This window comes from Arthrobacter pigmenti, assembly GCF_011927905.1.
GTDB lineage: Bacteria > Actinomycetota > Actinomycetes > Actinomycetales > Micrococcaceae > Arthrobacter_D > Arthrobacter_D pigmenti.
Genome location: NZ_JAATJL010000001.1, coordinates 1,101,053 through 1,115,528 on the forward strand (window position 1 = coordinate 1,101,053; position 14,476 = coordinate 1,115,528).

The following is a 14,476-nucleotide window of genomic DNA, read 5'->3' on the forward strand; positions in this document are numbered from 1 at the left end:
CGGTCTGAATCCAGGACAGCCCTCGCGGGGAAAGCGGATCGACTGTCTCAACCTATACTGAAAGGCGTGAATTCGGGGCAGGTCCAGTCAGGACTCGTAATTGTGGACAAGCCGCAGGGCTGGACCAGCCATGACGTGGTCGGGAGAATCCGGCGATTGGCCGGCACCCGGAAGGTCGGCCACGCGGGCACACTCGATCCGATGGCGACCGGTGTTCTAGTGGTCGGAATCAACCGGGCTACCCGGCTGCTGACCTATATCGTCGGGACTTCGAAGACTTACTCCGCCACCATCCGGTTGGGGCAGTCGACCGTTACTGACGATGCCGAGGGCGAAGGGGTTTCGGAGGCAAGTGCTGCCGCGGTGTCACCTAATGCAATCAAGTCGGCCGTCGCGGCGCTCACCGGGAGCATTGACCAGGTTCCAAGTAGCGTCAGCGCCATCAAGGTCAAGGGCGAGCGTGCCTATGCGCGGGTACGGTCAGGGGAAGACGTGACGCTCCCTGCCCGGCCGGTGACAATCCATCGTTTCGAGATTCACGACATCCGGCGCATCGACGGCGGAAAAGTGCAGGACGTCGACGTGAGCGTGAAATGCAGTTCCGGAACTTATGTGCGGGCCTTGGCCCGCGATGTGGGGGCCGCGCTTGAAGTCGGAGGCCACCTGACCGCCTTACGGCGCTGTGAAGTAGGACCGTATTCGCTGGAACAGGCAGCGACGCTCGATGACCTGGCACTCGATTTTCGCGTTCTCGGTATTGATCAGGCAGCACGTGCGCTTTTCCCGGCGCGGGAGTTGAGCGAATCAGAAGCCGACGATGTGTCGCACGGCAGGCGTATCCACGCTTCTGGAACGGTTCGGGGGGGACTAACCTCTCACGAATCCTCCGCGGCGGACAACCGGCCGATCGCCGGTTTCGCTCCGGACGGGACTCTGGTGGCACTGCTTGAGGACCGGGGGGAGGAAGCGAAACCTGTGCTCGTTTTCGCACCGGGGCAGGGCGGTGGCGGCGCATGATCGTGGACGGCTTCTTCGTCATCGGTACGATCGTGTGCCTGCTGTCGAGCGTGCTGTGCATCGGTGCGGCGATCATCCGGCAGCCGCCGAACGACGTCACCATACTCGCGGTCGCCGCGGTTGAACTCTTCCTGTTGGCATATCTCGCAGGCGCGGTCTTCAGACAGTTGGGGGGCGAGCCGGTAGCTGGGGAACCATGGGAGTTTTGGGGATATCTGGTGACTGCGCTGCTGCTTCCGGTTGGTGCTTTTTGGTGGGCCATCCTCGAACGGTCCCGGTGGAGCAACCTCGTTCTGGGAGCGGTTGGTGTGACGGTATTCGTGATGCTGGTGCGGATGGAGCAAATCTGGGACGGAGCGGTGCCGGTATGAGGAGAGGTAGCGAGCCTACCGACAATTCGGCGGGCGGGACCAAGAAGGGCAAAGTGACGGCTGGCAATACAGGGGAATCCACCGGCGCCTCAGGCAGCGCTCTCAGCCGGGGCCCCGGACGCTTGCTGATTGCGGTGTACGGGGTTTTTGCGCTCGCGGCAAGTGCACGTGCGCTGTTCCAGATCGTGACCAAGTTCTCGGAAGCACCGCTGGCCTACACCCTGACTGCGCTGGCCGCCGCGGTCTACGTGTTCGCAACCATTTCGCTGAGCCGGTCAGGACGTCACTGGTACAGGCTTTCCGTCGCGGCGGTAGGTCTGGAACTGGTGGGTGTGCTCACGGTGGGTACGCTCAGCATTCTTGATCCGGTCCTCTTTCCCGCTGACACTGTGTGGTCCATCTACGGACGTGGCTATGGATTTGTTCCGCTGGTGCTTCCGGTGCTCGGCCTGTGGTGGCTGTACCGGCACCGACCCCGGGCAGCGTCCAAAGACTCAACAGGATCTGACTGACGCATCACCGAAATTCCACACGTTCCTACTGTCTGGATGCCAGGGGTGAGAGTATGGCTGCAGAGGCATTATCCATAGGACATTGGGAAGGTGAGGGAGCGTCATGAGTGGTAGCACCCCAGAGAATTCGCCGCGGGATGGGCGGACAACGCCGACAGCAGCAGGTGAACGGCAGAGCGCAACCGGATCCCCGAATCCTGTCGCGAGCGGTGGCGCGTCGGCCCGCGACAGGGCGACTTCGGGCAAGATCGACGGGCTGAATGAGGCAGGCAAGCCGAGTAATGCCGGCAAGCCGAACCACACCGGGGAGTCGAACAAGCGCAATAAGAACGTGACCGGCAACACCAAGACAGCCAAAGAAGGCAACGACTGGAGTGTCTTCCGGACCGTCGTCGTACTTGTTGGTCTGGTCATCGCCGGATTCGGGACCTACTACTTGATCACCGGCACAGCTGGGCTTCCCGAAACCGGCGACGGCGCAGTGAACCCCACGCTGGAGAACCAGTTCCGTTTCTTCGCCGCAATGATGATCGGGGTCGGCGCGGCCTTCGTGACGATCGCCATCAAGTTCCAATGGGCCAACATGCTGTGGCTCGTGTGCCTCATGGTATTCATCGGTGGGATCGGACGTGTGCTCTCCTGGGCTTTCTCGGGCACACCCCACTTCCTCCTCATCATTCTTATGGTGGTTGAGCTGGCATTTCCCGCTACTTTGTTGGTGTGGCACCGGTACATTGCGAAGACCAGCGAGATGCGGCAGGAATACGCAGCCCGCTCCTAGGTTCGCGCCCGGCGGCGGCGCATGGACGTCAACTGCACGAGGGCCAGACCCGTCCCGACAAGTGCCATCGCCGCACCTGCTGCCACTTCGGTCCTCAGGCCTGTTTGGGCGAGTTCCGGCCGTGGCTGAGTTGCCGCGGGCGGTGCTGCCGGGGGAGTGACCGTCTCGGCTGGAGCAGCGTCGGCGCTTTCCGAGGGCTCCGGCTCCGGGGAAACCTCCGCCTCCGGCGCCGACGGTTCAACCGGTGTTGCCGGTTGATGCACGCAAACGGTTTCCGAGGGTTCCCCGAAGGGCGACACGAACGCATTGGTGTATTCATCTCCAGGGTAACGAGCCACTACTGTGTAGCATCCCGGTTCCATTAAGGGAGCGAATTGGCCGCTGGTATGGGTTCCGTTCAACGCGGGAACGCCCGACTCCGAGTGCAGGGGAGCGTCCGCGGGCACCTGGGTGTCGAGCACCGGCGGTTCACTGAACGGCCCGTACATGGATAGCAGGACAGTACCGGGTGAGCCCTCGGGCCGCGTACCGAACCCCTGAAGGGTGACGCCGTCAGTGACACTGTCCCCGACCTGAGCCTCATGTGCTGACAAGGTGGTCTGTACCTGTGGCAACCACGGCACGAAGGTTGTCTCCGCTGCAATTCCGTACTTTCCCTGCCAGCCCATTACGTAGGCGGCCGCTTCAGCGGGTTTCGCGCTGCCCGGATCGATGGTTTCCGTCCAGACGTACCACCCGGGTGCGGGAACCGTCAGAGTCGGCGTCGAGTAGGTTCCCGGTCCATCGACCCTAGTGGTGACGGTGCCGACAGCCGGCGTACCTGCAGGGACGTTTTCCGCGAGTACAGGTGGAGCATCCAGGGGTCCCCACAACGTCGAAACCACTTCCACGGACACAGCTTCGCCGCCTGGCGGCATGGACATCCATGGCACCGCATCAGCCGAACTCTCCGCGGACGGATCACCCGCAGAGACCTCCAGGACGTCGTGGACGCTGGTCCCAACGTCAGTGCGTGCCGCCGAGGTCTGTGTTTGCACGGCCGGCCGGAACGCCGGGAGATCCGCGATTGCTGCCGCCGCGTCACGCGGCTCGACGACGGCGGCGGTCAGCAGCCGCTGCACGTCCTTGCGGGAAGGCACGAGCCATTTGACTCCTGCTGCCGGCGTGCGTGGAACAGACACGGTGAGCGCACCGCTGCCGAATCCGGTTCGCTTGAGGGTGAGTTCGCGAGGTTGGTCACTGGTGGTCCATGTGCGCGCGGCTGATTCCTGAAACGCGAACGCGCCGGTGAGCTTCACGGACGCGGCCAGCCCTGACGCGGGTGTGCCGTCAGCGCCCGCCACCTCGATGAGTGCAGCGATAACGCCATCGGCGCCTTCCTCCTTCAGCTTGATCCGAACCTGGTACGGCCCTGCCTCGGAGAGAGCCGTGCGGGTCATGGCCCGCGACCGTTCCACGACCTCCACGGGCAGCCGCTCTGCAGTCAGGACGCGCGCCATGCCGGCCGAGTCCCACTGCATACCCGGAGAGGTCAATGCCCAGACGGCAAGTTGAACCGACGCAGCGGTGGCGTTATCGGTGGTGTTGCCCCAACGATGCAGCAGATAGGACAGCGCCGCGTTCTCCTTGGCGCTCAGCTGAGTGCCGTCACTGCGTGTGAAAGCGCCTGCGTGGCCGCCGTCGTACCGGTCCGCATGCGGAGGGGAGAGCCGCTCAAAGTCGGTGCAGTATGCCACGACGCCGTCCGAATTCACATGTTGCCCGACGAAATGTTCGGCACCATCCAGCCCTGCCGCGCGGTTCCACCCACCGCCGACAGGCCCGGCGTGGGCACCCGGCGTCGGCGGCAGCAGAAACGTCAACACGACCAGCAGCACGACGCCGAAGATGGCAAGGGTGCCGAGCCAGGTACGGCGCGCCCCGGCACAGGCGACAGAAACAAAAGACACAGGTCCTCCTCATGGGTATGGGCTGTGCCGAAGAAACGTGGGCGCAGCAACACCTACTGTGATGCCGTGAGCCGGTGCAATGCGCGCCGGGAGCACGCTATGTGGACAACCCGCATGAATCACCGTGAATGTGGAGGAGGAGACGTGTCTCACCCACTGATGCGGGAGGTCGGGGGGCATGGCAACCATCAGCCATAATGAAAAGGACGGTGTGCGGCCGGCGAGCCGCCCTTCCAACAGCCAAGGAGATGCGTGTTCTACTGGAGAGACCTGGCCGATGTGCCCGACGGCTTTGGTCCATCGGTTCTCACCATCGGAAATTTTGACGGCGTGCACCGCGGTCACCAGGTAGTTCTGGAGCAGTTGGTGAGCGCCGCATCCGAACGAAACGCTGCCGCCGTCGTTATCTCTTTCGACCCGCACCCGGCGCAGGTTCACCGCCCGGACAGCGCCCCCGAACTCATCATGGGCCTGCAGGACCGGACGGAGACACTTGGGGACACCGGGATCGACGCCCTGCTCATGATGCACTACACGCTGGAGCTCGCTGCACTGACGCCCGAGGAATTCGTGCGCTCGGTGCTGGTCGAGGGTCTGCGCGCCAAGGCGGTTGTGATCGGACACGATGTCCGCTTCGGACGGGCTAATTCCGGGGATCTCTCCACAATGCAGTCGCTCGGCGAGCAACTTGGTTTCGATGTCATCGTCATCGACGACTACGGCTCAAGTCTGCGCACCAGCACGACGGCGGCGGGAGAGCGCCGCTGTTCGTCCACCTGGGTGCGTGAGGCACTGGAGGCTGGGGATGTCAGCACTGCAACGCGCATCCTGGGCCGGCCGCACCGGATGCGCGGCGAGGTGGTGCACGGCGCGGCGCGGGGGCGCGCCCTCGGTTTTCCAACAGCCAATCTCGCTTCCGCTTCCACCGGCTATGTACCGGCGGACGGCGTCTATGCCGGCTGGCTGATAGACAGTAGTCAGGTGCGCTGGCCCGCCGCAATTTCGGTCGGGTCGAATCCGACGTTTGACGGCCTCAGCCGGCAGGTCGAGGCGCACGTGATTGACCGGCCTCTGGAGGAAATCGACGTCTTCGACCTCTACGGGCAGACCGTCGTCGTCGAGTTCGTGCGGCGATTACGCGGCATGGTCGCCTACCGTGGACCGGAGGCGCTGGTCGAACAGATGCGTCTCGACGTCGATCAGACCCGGAAGGTCCTTTCGACAGAACAGCGTGCCTACGGGTAAAGTTATCTGCGGTCCTGCTGCAGTCCGTGGTTGCTGGACCACAGCCGGACTCAACTCGGAAGCTTTCGACACGAGCGCCGGCATCTCTTTGTTCACGGTACAACTCATAGGAGTTATTTGTGGCACTTGACGCCGCTCTGAAGCAGGAAATCATCAAGGAATACGCAACCTCTGAAGGTGACACAGGTTCGCCCGAGGTGCAGATTGCGATGCTTTCCCGCCGCATTCTCGACCTGACTGAACACCTCAAGATGCACAAGCACGACCACCACACGCGTCGTGGTCTGCTGCTTCTGGTGGGTCGTCGTCGTCGTCTGCTGGATTACCTGCATGACACCGACATCACGCGCTACCGTACGCTCATTGAGCGCCTCGGCCTGCGTCGTTAGATAGACTGTGAGGCGGCACCTTCCCACAGGGAAGGAGCCGCCTTCCATCTTTTGGCGGCAGTTGTGCCGCTCGTAGAAGAACTTCATAACCAGGAGCCAGGCGGACATGCAGGCATTCGCGGTCCTCGGTAGTGGTCTCCGGGACGTCCCACTTGGGAACGTCCCGTGGACCTCGATCGAAGACCGGGTGCCACAACCCGTCCTAACGGCGTTGCTCAGCAGAACGCCGCCTGCCTCCGCCACATAAGAAACGGAGGTGACTCTCTTGGAGGGTCCCGAAATCCAGTTCGCCGAAGCCGTTATTGACAACGGTCGGTTCGGCCAGCGCACTGTTCGCTTCGAAACCGGGCGCGTCGCCCAGCAGGCCGCAGGCGCTGCCATGGTTTACATTGACGAGGACACCGCGCTCCTCTCTGCCACCACTGCCGGAAAGTCCCCGCGTGAGGGCTTCGATTTCTTCCCGCTGACTGTGGACGTCGAGGAGCGTATGTACGCTGCCGGCCGAATCCCGGGCTCGTTCTTCCGCCGCGAAGGCCGCCCGTCCACCGAGGCAATCCTCGCCTGCCGGCTGATGGACCGCCCGCTGCGTCCGGCCTTCGTGAAGGGCCTGCGCAATGAGGTCCAGATCGTCGTCACGGTTCTGGCGATCAACCCGGACGTCCGGTACGACGTCGTCGCCATCAATGCGGCGTCCATGTCCACTCAGTTGTCCGGCCTGCCGTTCTCCGGCCCGATCGGCGGTGTTCGCGTTGCACTGGTATCGGATGGCAAGGGCGAAGATCAGTGGATTGCTTTCCCAAAGCACTCCGAGCTCGAGAATTCAGTATTCGACATGGTGGTCGCAGGCCGCATTGTCGGAGACGACGTCGCCATCATGATGGTCGAGGCCGAAGCCACAGACAACTCCTGGTCCCTGATCAAGGAGGACGGCGCCACTGCTCCCACCGAAGAGGTTGTCGCTGACGGTCTTGAGGCCGCCAAGCCGTTCATCCGCGCGCTGTGTGAGGCACAGTCGGACCTCGCCGGCCGCGCTGCCAAGCCGACGGTCGAGTTCCCCGTGTTCAAGGATTACGAGGACGACGTCTTCGCGGCGGTTGAAAGTGCTGCCGGTTCCCGTCTGGCGGAAATCTTCACGATCGCCGACAAGCAGGAGCGTGAAGATGCAGCGAACGCCTACCGCACCGAGACCATTGAGGCCCTCGCCGGACAGTTCGAAGGCCGCGAGAAGGAAATCGCCGGAGCGTTCAACTCCGTGACCAAGAAGGTTGTCCGTCAGCGGATCCTTCGCGACCAGGTCCGCATTGATGGCCGCGGCCTCAGCGACATCCGTAAGCTGACCGCCGAGGTCGAGGTCCTTCCGAGGGTTCACGGTTCGGCGATCTTCGAACGCGGTGAGACCCAGATCATGGGCGTCACCACGCTGAACATGCTCAAAATGGAGCAGCAGATCGACTCCCTGTCGCCTGTGACCCGCAAGCGCTACATGCACAACTACAACTTCCCGCCTTACTCCACGGGCGAGACCGGCCGCGTCGGTTCGCCGAAGCGTCGCGAGATCGGACACGGCGCCCTTGCCGAACGCGCCCTCGTCCCGGTCCTGCCCAGCCGCGAGGAATTCCCTTACGCCATCCGTCAGGTCTCAGAAGCGCTCAGCTCCAACGGTTCGACGTCGATGGGCTCGGTCTGCGCCTCGACCCTGTCGCTGCTCAACGCCGGTGTGCCCCTCAAGGCGCCGGTTGCAGGTATCGCCATGGGCCTGGTCTCCGACGAGGTTGACGGCCAGACCCGCTACGCTGCGCTCACCGACATCCTCGGTGCCGAAGACGCGTTCGGCGACATGGACTTCAAGGTTGCCGGTACCTCCGAGTTCGTGACCGCCATCCAGTTGGACACCAAACTCGACGGCATCCCCGCCTCAGTGCTCGCCGCCGCGCTGAAGCAGGCCCGCGAAGCCCGCCTGCACATCCTCGGGGTCCTCGACGCTGCGATCGATGCGCCGGATGAGCTCTCCGAGTTTGCTCCGCGCATCATCTCGGTGAAGATCCCCGTGGACAAGATCGGCGAGGTCATCGGCCCCAAGGGCAAGATGATCAACCAGATCCAGGAAGACACCGGTGCCGACATCTCGATCGAAGACGACGGCACGGTCCTGATCGGGGCCACCGACGGCTCATCGGCGGAGGCAGCACGAGCAGCAGTCAACGCGATTGCGAACCCGCAGGTTCCTGAGATCGGCGAGCGCTACCTGGGCACGGTCGTCAAGACCACGACGTTCGGCGCATTTGTCTCGCTCACTCCCGGCAAGGACGGGCTGCTGCACATCTCCGAGCTGCGGAAGCTCGCCGGTGGCAAGCGTGTGGACAACGTCGACGACGTGGTTTCCGTAGGCCAGAAGGTACAGGTCGAAATCACCAAGATCGATGACCGCGGAAAGCTCTCGCTCTCGCCTGTCGTCGCGGAGGACCCGGCGAACGAGTCCGCTGGCGGTGTCGGTGACGACGCTTCGCGCGCCCACGCGCAGGAGCCGGCCGAAGGCAGCGACGAGAACTAGCGCACCCTCTGAACCAAACCAGCGGCTCCGCGGTGAATTCACGTTCGCCGTGGAGCCGCTGGCATTAAGGAGAAACACATGACTGATACTGGACGCAACGTTCCCGTGGAACTGCCACTCACACAGGGAAGTTCCTCAGATGCAGCGATGCTTGTGGCAGGGACTCCGGGTGGCGCCCTCGTCCGTCGCTCAGTGCTCCCGGGTGGGGTGCGGGTACTCACCGAGGCAATGCCGGGGCAGCGGTCGGCCACCATCGGTTTCTGGGTCGGGGTGGGATCGCGCGACGAGGCTGAGGGCCAGCATGGTTCGACGCACTTCCTTGAGCACCTCCTGTTCAAGGGCACCAATCGACGCAGTGCCCTGGACATTGCCGCGGCCTTCGACGAAGTGGGCGGAGAGTCCAACGCAGCTACTGCGAAGGAGAACACCTGCTATTACGCGCGGGTGCTCGATACTGATCTGCCGATGGCCATCGACGTCATTGCGGACATGGTGACTTCCGCGGTGATTGACCCCGATGAGCTCGAACAGGAGCGCTCAGTCATCCTTGAGGAAATCGCCATGGACAGCGACGATCCCGCCGACGTCGCGCACGAGAAGTTCGTTGAGGCAGTGTTCGGATCCCACTCTCTGGGGCGCCCTATCGGCGGAACACCCGAAGCGATCATGGCGGTCCCAAGGGAATCCGTGCTGGACCATTACCGACGGTTCTACCGCCCCGAAGAGTTGGTCGTGACGGCTGCCGGCGGGCTGGATCATGATTCCGTCTGCGCCCTTGTGAGCGAGGCCTTGGAGCGTTCGGGCTGGCCGCTTGCCGCGGATGCTTCGCCGGTAGCGCGCCGTACAACTGCCCCTGCAGCACTCGTCGGGACCGGCGGCTTACAGGTCATCCGCCGCGCTGTGGAGCAGGCCAACGTCCTGGTGGGGTGTCCTGCCATGACCGCAACGGACGACCGGCGGTTTGTCATGAGCGTCCTGAACGCTGTGTTGGGCGGCGGCATGTCTTCCAGGCTATTCCAGGAGATTCGCGAGAAGCGTGGTTTGGTGTATTCGACCTACTCATTCTCTGCTTCCTACGCAGATGCGGGCTACTTCGCGATGTACGCGGGGTGCAGCCCGGCCAAGACCGGCCAGGTGATCGGATTGTTGACGGCCGAGCTTGAGCGCCTGGCATCGGAAGGCATCAGTTCCGCCGAGCTGCGCAGGGCAATCGGCCAGCTCTCCGGCGGTATGGTGCTTTCGCTGGAGGACAGCGGTTCGAGGATGTCCCGGCTGGGACGGGCCGAGCTGGTCAGTGGAGAGTTCCTCGGACTCGACCTGACTCTCGAGCGGGTCAACGCGGTGACGGCGGATCAAATTCAATTGCTTGCCGGCGAACTGGCCGCGGCTCCCCGCACGATCACGGTCGTGGGTCCTTTCGACGGCGACGCCGAGTTGGGCCCCCAAACCGGCTGGTGGGGCGCGGAGCGACCTAATTCCGCACTGAACTAACCTAGCCCCCGGCGAACGGCGGGAGGACGTCGAGTACGTCCTCCCCGCCGATCACCGTTGCCCGATCACGCAGCGAAACCTCGTTGAGCAGGAAGCTGCTGCGTTCGAGAACCCGGCTCATCGAGGGCTCTCCATCGGGATGCAGATCCCGTATTTCTTCAAGCACTGCGGCGAACGGCACACCGCCCAGTCCTAGACGCTCTTCAGCGACGCCCGCGGCCGCCTGGGCGGCTCCGAAGTACCGAACCAGCAACTCAGCCGCCGATCGCGCTCATGCTGCGGTCGGGCTGGACAAAGTCCGCAGCGCCCAACCCCGTGTGGTCCATTCCGTGCGCCTTGGGCTTTGCCCACATCGCTTCCTGCCAGCGCTGGGCGACGGCTTCGTCGTTGGCCCCGGACCGCAGGAGGTCCCGGAGATCCGTCTCCTCACGGGAGAACAGGCAGCTCATGATCTTGCCTTCAGCCGTGACCCGCGTGCGCCGACAATCCGCGCAGAAGGGCTCGGTCACTGACGCGATGATTCCAACCACACCGACGACGACGTCGGGCGCGGTCGATCGGCGCACTTCCCACCGTTCGGCGGGCGCGCCGTCACGATTGCGCGGGTCCGGGGTCAGCGTGAAATTTGTCGCGAGCAGTTCCCGGATCTCGCCCGCCGTGATCATGCCCTCACGGGTCCACCCATGATCCGCATCCAGCGGCATCTGTTCGATGAAGCGGAGTTCGAAGCCGCGGGAAACAGCCCATTCCAAAAGATCCGGCGCCTCGTGGTCGTTTATGCCGCGCATCAGTACAGCGTTGATTTTCACCAGCCCGAGTCCGACTGCGTCGGCAGCCTCGATTCCGCGCAGCACCCGGTCCAAAAACGGGCGTCGGGTGAGCTGCGCGAAAGTGTCCGGATGCAGCGAGTCCATGGAGACATTGATCCTCGTAAGACCGGCATCCTTCAGGCGCTGCGCCTTCTTATCAAGCCCCAGCCCGTTTGTTGTCAGCGAAATGGGAAGCTCCGGATGCTGGTCGCGGATGTCGGCGATGATGTCGATCAGATCCGCCCTGACCAGCGGCTCACCGCCGGTCAGTCTCAACTCGCGGATGCCCAGCCGGGACACACCGATGCCGACAAGCCGAACGATCTCCGCACGTGTGAGCACCTGATTCTTCTGCAGCCAGTCAAGTCCTTCAGCCGGCATGCAGTAAGTGCAGCGCAGATTACATTTGTCCGTCAGCGAAAGGCGCATGTCCGTCGCCCGGCGGCCATAGGAGTCGATCAGCCCGCCGTCAGGGGGCGGACCGCCTACCTGAGGTATTCCAAGTCGGATTCCCATAGTTCGAGGTTACGCCCTTTGCCCGTGTGCCTCTATCCGGGTTACCTCGTTGCGTAGTGATGGAACGTGCCCGCCTACGCGCCGTTAGGGTGATACTCGACAAAGGACACGTTTGTCCGCGCAGGCTGATAAGCAGGGTGCCATGACAAGAACAGTTGAAGAACACCAGCAGGCAGTGCTGGGTCTGCTGCGTTACAGCAGCGGTTTCGCGGACCGCCCGGCAGACACTTTGCCGCTCGCCGCTGCGCGCGGAAGGGTGCTGGGGGAGGACGTCCACGCGCCCGTCAGTCTGCCGCCGTTCGATAACTCGCAGATGGACGGCTACGCCGTCCACGGCGCGGATCTAGCGCACGGGAACGGTAGCCTCCACCTCACGGTGGCAAGCCCTGTCCCGGCCGGCGCGGTGCCCGAGCCTTTGAAACCGGGTTCTGCCGCACCCATCATGACCGGTGCCATGATCCCGGAGGGAGCTGCCGCCGTCGTACCCATCGAGCGGGCAGAACCTTCGCAGTTCCCCACACCCTCGCAGTACCGCGGGCAGCACGAGCTCACCGTGGAACTTCCGCTGGTGGAGGAGGGACTGTTCATACGCGGCGAGGGCAGCGACCTCGAAGCGGGAAGTGTTGCTCTTACGGCAGGAGCAGTCCTGGGACCGGCGCAGCTGGGTCTGCTTGCTGCATGCGGGCTGTCTGAGGTTCGTGTTCGTCCCAAGTTCCTCGTTCTGCTCCTGACCACCGGGGACGAGGTACAGGAACCGGGTGGCCCCTTGGGGCCGGGACGGATCTTCGACGCCAACACCACGCTGCTGCAGACCGCGCTAGAGGATGCAGGAGCATCGGTGCGGCGGCACAGTGTCCTGACCGATGATCCGGATGAGCTTCGGAGTGCGTTGAAATCAGTCGGCGGAGGGGTCAACCTGATCCTGAGCACCGGGGGAATCAGCAAGGGCGCCTACGAAGTAGTGAAGCAGGCGCTGGAGGACAGCAGTGTGGAGTTCCTGTCAGTGGCGATGCAGCCGGGCGGTCCACAGGCGATCGGCACGATTGACGGTGTTCCTTTCCTCGGATTCCCAGGAAACCCCGTGAGCGCGCTCGTTTCCTTCGAGATGTTCCTGCGACCCGCCCTCGCTGTAGTCGCGGGGATACCGGGAAACCGCGTCTGCCTTACCGCCAGACTGGCCGAGGACATCCAGTCCCCGGAAAACAAGCATCAGGTCCGCCGCGGGATCTACATCGACCGCTCCGGGCAGGGCGAGGGCATCGGCACGGCCACAGTGCAGGGCGGTGCGGGCTCCCATCTGCTCCATGCTCTGGCATCATCGAACGCGCTCCTTCATTTTCCCGTCGGAACAGGGGCACTGGAGGCTGGTGCGCCTATTGCCGTCTGGCTTCTGGATGAACTGCGCGGCGGGATTCAGCCGACACATCCCAGCAACCCCAACCGGGAGGCCTATCCATGACCGATCCCTCAGCCAGGCTCACGCACGTCCGCGAGGACGGCACCGCGCACATGGTCGATGTTTCCGCCAAGAATGTCACGGCCCGCGAAGCAACAGCGGAGAGCATCCTCCGCACCACGTCCGAAGTGATCGCGTTGATCACCGAGGGCAGTCTCCCCAAGGGCGATGCACTTGCAGTGGCACGGGTGGCCGGCATCATGGCCGCCAAACAGACGTCCACGCTGATCCCGCTGTGCCATCCCCTGCCGATCAGCAAGGTCACCGTCGATTTCAAACCGGAGAAGGACGCCGTCGTCGTGCGCGCGACAGTGAAGACAACTGCGGTGACCGGCGTCGAAATGGAGGCGCTGACTTCCGTATCGATCGCGGCGCTGGCCCTTTATGACATGGTCAAAGCCGTGGACAAGCACGCCGTCATCACCGATACACGCGTGCTGGCGAAATCCGGGGGCAAGAGCGGAGACTGGACCGTATGAATCCGCAGCGCACGGCAGCAATTGTCATCGCCTCCACGCGTGCCGCCGCCGGTGTCTACGAGGACGAATGTGCACCGCTGATCCAGCAGTGGTTGGCGGACCGTGGCTTCCCGGTGCAGCGTGCCCTCGTAGTGCCCGACGGCGATGCGGTGGGAGAGGCGATCGCGCGATGTCTCGAAGGTAATCCCTCCGTTCTCCTGACCAGTGGGGGCACTGGTCTGAGCCCGGATGACGTCACGCCGGAACAGACCGAACCATTCCTGACGCGCCCGCTGCCCGGAATCATGGAGGCCGTACGCCGCGCGGGCTCCTCGGTGACGCCCATGGCAGCGCTCAGCCGCGGACACGCCGGCGCAGCCGGCACCACCTTCATCATCAACCTACCCGGATCACCTGGCGGCGTTCGGGACGGACTGGCAGTCCTTGAGCCCATTCTTGACCACATCTGCGCCCAACTGGAGGGAAACCATGAGCACTAGTACCGTCCTGCACTCGGGTGTATCGGAGGAACCGCTCGATCTCAACCATGCGCTCGCCGTCGTCGGGTCCGCGGATTGCGGCGCCGTGGTGGGGTTCGGGGGAGTGGTGAGAAATCACGACGGCGGGCGGGAGGTGGACCGGCTGGGGTACAGCGCGCACCCGTCGGCCGGCCGGGTGATCTCGGACATCGCCGGGGAGATCGCCCAGAAGTATGACGGCATCCGGATCTGGGTGGCGCACCGTACCGGCCCACTTCGAATCGGAGACCCCGCGCTTATCGCTGCCGTCGCTTCCGGACACCGCGGCGAGGCCTTCGCGGCGTGCACCGAGCTCGTGGACACGGTCAAAGCGAGGGCGCCGATCTGGAAGGAGCAATTCTTCACGGACGGCACGGTGGAGTGGGTGGGCGTCGACGGCTGAGAATGCAACT

15 protein-coding genes are annotated in these 14,476 nt (G+C 63.8%); 12 read left to right on the top strand and 3 right to left on the bottom strand.

All coding sequences use genetic code 11. The features are described 5' to 3' along the window. Nucleotides 1-66: 66 nt before the first annotated feature. The 4 genes from truB (at nt 67) to BJ994_RS05095 (ending at nt 2,681) form a co-directional block, all read left to right on the top strand. Entirely contained in the window at nt 67-1,017 is a 951-nt protein-coding gene (truB, locus tag BJ994_RS05080) for a tRNA pseudouridine(55) synthase TruB (RefSeq protein ID WP_342450290.1), read from the top strand. Further along, a complete protein-coding gene (locus tag BJ994_RS05085; RefSeq protein ID WP_209066623.1) occupies nt 1,014-1,388 on the top strand; it encodes a hypothetical protein in 375 nt (124 codons plus the stop codon). The genes truB and BJ994_RS05085 overlap by 4 nt, the downstream gene beginning before the upstream one ends. Before the next feature lie 53 nt (nt 1,389-1,441). After that, entirely contained in the window at nt 1,442-1,900 is a 459-nt protein-coding gene (locus tag BJ994_RS05090) for a hypothetical protein (protein WP_167992160.1), read from the top strand. 103 nt (nt 1,901-2,003) lie between these two features. Then, nucleotides 2,004-2,681, top strand: coding sequence for a DUF4345 domain-containing protein (locus tag BJ994_RS05095; protein ID WP_167992162.1), 678 nt, complete (start codon nt 2,004-2,006; stop codon nt 2,679-2,681). On the opposite strand, the gene BJ994_RS05100 is transcribed toward BJ994_RS05095, so the two are convergent. Beyond that, complete coding sequence (locus BJ994_RS05100) at nt 2,678-4,630, bottom strand: hypothetical protein (protein WP_167992164.1); 1,953 nt, start codon at nt 4,628-4,630, stop codon at nt 2,678-2,680. The genes BJ994_RS05095 and BJ994_RS05100 overlap by 4 nt on opposite strands. 252 nt (nt 4,631-4,882) lie before the next feature. Between BJ994_RS05100 and BJ994_RS05105 the strand changes: the two genes are divergently transcribed. From BJ994_RS05105 to BJ994_RS05120, 4 genes are all read left to right on the top strand, one after another. Further along, the gene (locus BJ994_RS05105; protein ID WP_167992166.1) at nt 4,883-5,875 is read left to right on the top strand and encodes a bifunctional riboflavin kinase/FAD synthetase; all 993 of its coding nucleotides are present in this window, start codon (nt 4,883-4,885) and stop codon (nt 5,873-5,875) included. A gap of 119 nt (nt 5,876-5,994) precedes the next feature. After that, the gene (gene rpsO / locus BJ994_RS05110; RefSeq protein WP_167992168.1) at nt 5,995-6,264 is read left to right on the top strand and encodes a 30S ribosomal protein S15; all 270 of its coding nucleotides are present in this window, start codon (nt 5,995-5,997) and stop codon (nt 6,262-6,264) included. Nucleotides 6,265-6,529: 265 nt separating this feature from the next. Further along, on the top strand, nt 6,530-8,815 hold the full coding sequence (locus tag BJ994_RS05115) for a polyribonucleotide nucleotidyltransferase (protein WP_167995867.1): 2,286 nt from the start codon (nt 6,530-6,532) through the stop codon (nt 8,813-8,815). A 78-nt stretch (nt 8,816-8,893) separates the two neighbouring features. Continuing rightward, on the top strand, nt 8,894-10,306 hold the full coding sequence (locus BJ994_RS05120; protein ID WP_425339366.1) for a M16 family metallopeptidase: 1,413 nt from the start codon (nt 8,894-8,896) through the stop codon (nt 10,304-10,306). A 1-nt stretch (nt 10,307) separates the two neighbouring features. On the opposite strand, the gene BJ994_RS05125 is transcribed toward BJ994_RS05120, so the two are convergent. Both BJ994_RS05125 and moaA read right to left on the bottom strand, forming a co-directional pair. Then, on the bottom strand, nt 10,308-10,559 hold the full coding sequence (locus BJ994_RS05125; protein ID WP_167992170.1) for a MoaD/ThiS family protein: 252 nt from the start codon (nt 10,557-10,559) through the stop codon (nt 10,308-10,310). A 1-nt stretch (nt 10,560) separates the two neighbouring features. Continuing rightward, on the bottom strand, nt 10,561-11,631 hold the full coding sequence (moaA, locus tag BJ994_RS05130) for a GTP 3',8-cyclase MoaA (RefSeq protein ID WP_167992174.1): 1,071 nt from the start codon (nt 11,629-11,631) through the stop codon (nt 10,561-10,563). A gap of 142 nt (nt 11,632-11,773) precedes the next feature. Between moaA and BJ994_RS05135 the strand changes: the two genes are divergently transcribed. The 4 genes from BJ994_RS05135 to BJ994_RS05150 are packed head-to-tail and all read left to right on the top strand — an operon-like array spanning nt 11,774 to nt 14,466. Beyond that, nucleotides 11,774-13,090, top strand: coding sequence for a molybdopterin molybdotransferase MoeA (locus BJ994_RS05135; RefSeq protein ID WP_167992176.1), 1,317 nt, complete (start codon nt 11,774-11,776; stop codon nt 13,088-13,090). Further along, nucleotides 13,087-13,566, top strand: a complete 480-nt coding sequence (gene moaC, locus BJ994_RS05140; protein WP_167992178.1) for a cyclic pyranopterin monophosphate synthase MoaC — start codon at nt 13,087-13,089, stop codon at nt 13,564-13,566. Before BJ994_RS05135 ends, moaC begins: the two co-directional genes overlap by 4 nt. Next, complete coding sequence (locus BJ994_RS05145; RefSeq protein ID WP_167992181.1) at nt 13,563-14,045, top strand: MogA/MoaB family molybdenum cofactor biosynthesis protein; 483 nt, start codon at nt 13,563-13,565, stop codon at nt 14,043-14,045. Before moaC ends, BJ994_RS05145 begins: the two co-directional genes overlap by 4 nt. Then, a complete protein-coding gene (locus BJ994_RS05150) occupies nt 14,035-14,466 on the top strand; it encodes a molybdenum cofactor biosynthesis protein MoaE (RefSeq protein WP_167992183.1) in 432 nt (143 codons plus the stop codon). The genes BJ994_RS05145 and BJ994_RS05150 overlap by 11 nt, the downstream gene beginning before the upstream one ends. Nucleotides 14,467-14,476 lie beyond the last annotated feature (10 nt).

What these genes read in the sequence shown, in the direction of transcription:
- BJ994_RS05120 (WP_425339366.1), top strand. Translation starts at nt 8,894, where the DNA reads ATGACTGATACTGGACGCAACGTTCCCGTGGAACTGCCACTCACACAG.
- BJ994_RS05135 (WP_167992176.1), top strand. Translation starts at nt 11,774, where the DNA reads ATGACAAGAACAGTTGAAGAACACCAGCAGGCAGTGCTGGGTCTGCTG.
- BJ994_RS05145 (WP_167992181.1), top strand. Translation starts at nt 13,563, where the DNA reads ATGAATCCGCAGCGCACGGCAGCAATTGTCATCGCCTCCACGCGTGCC.
- BJ994_RS05085 (WP_209066623.1), top strand. Translation starts at nt 1,014, where the DNA reads ATGATCGTGGACGGCTTCTTCGTCATCGGTACGATCGTGTGCCTGCTG.
- moaA (WP_167992174.1), bottom strand. Translation starts at nt 11,631, where the DNA reads ATGGGAATCCGACTTGGAATACCTCAGGTAGGCGGTCCGCCCCCTGAC.
- BJ994_RS05150 (WP_167992183.1), top strand. Translation starts at nt 14,035, where the DNA reads ATGAGCACTAGTACCGTCCTGCACTCGGGTGTATCGGAGGAACCGCTC.
- BJ994_RS05095 (WP_167992162.1), top strand. Translation starts at nt 2,004, where the DNA reads ATGAGTGGTAGCACCCCAGAGAATTCGCCGCGGGATGGGCGGACAACG.
- moaC (WP_167992178.1), top strand. Translation starts at nt 13,087, where the DNA reads ATGACCGATCCCTCAGCCAGGCTCACGCACGTCCGCGAGGACGGCACC.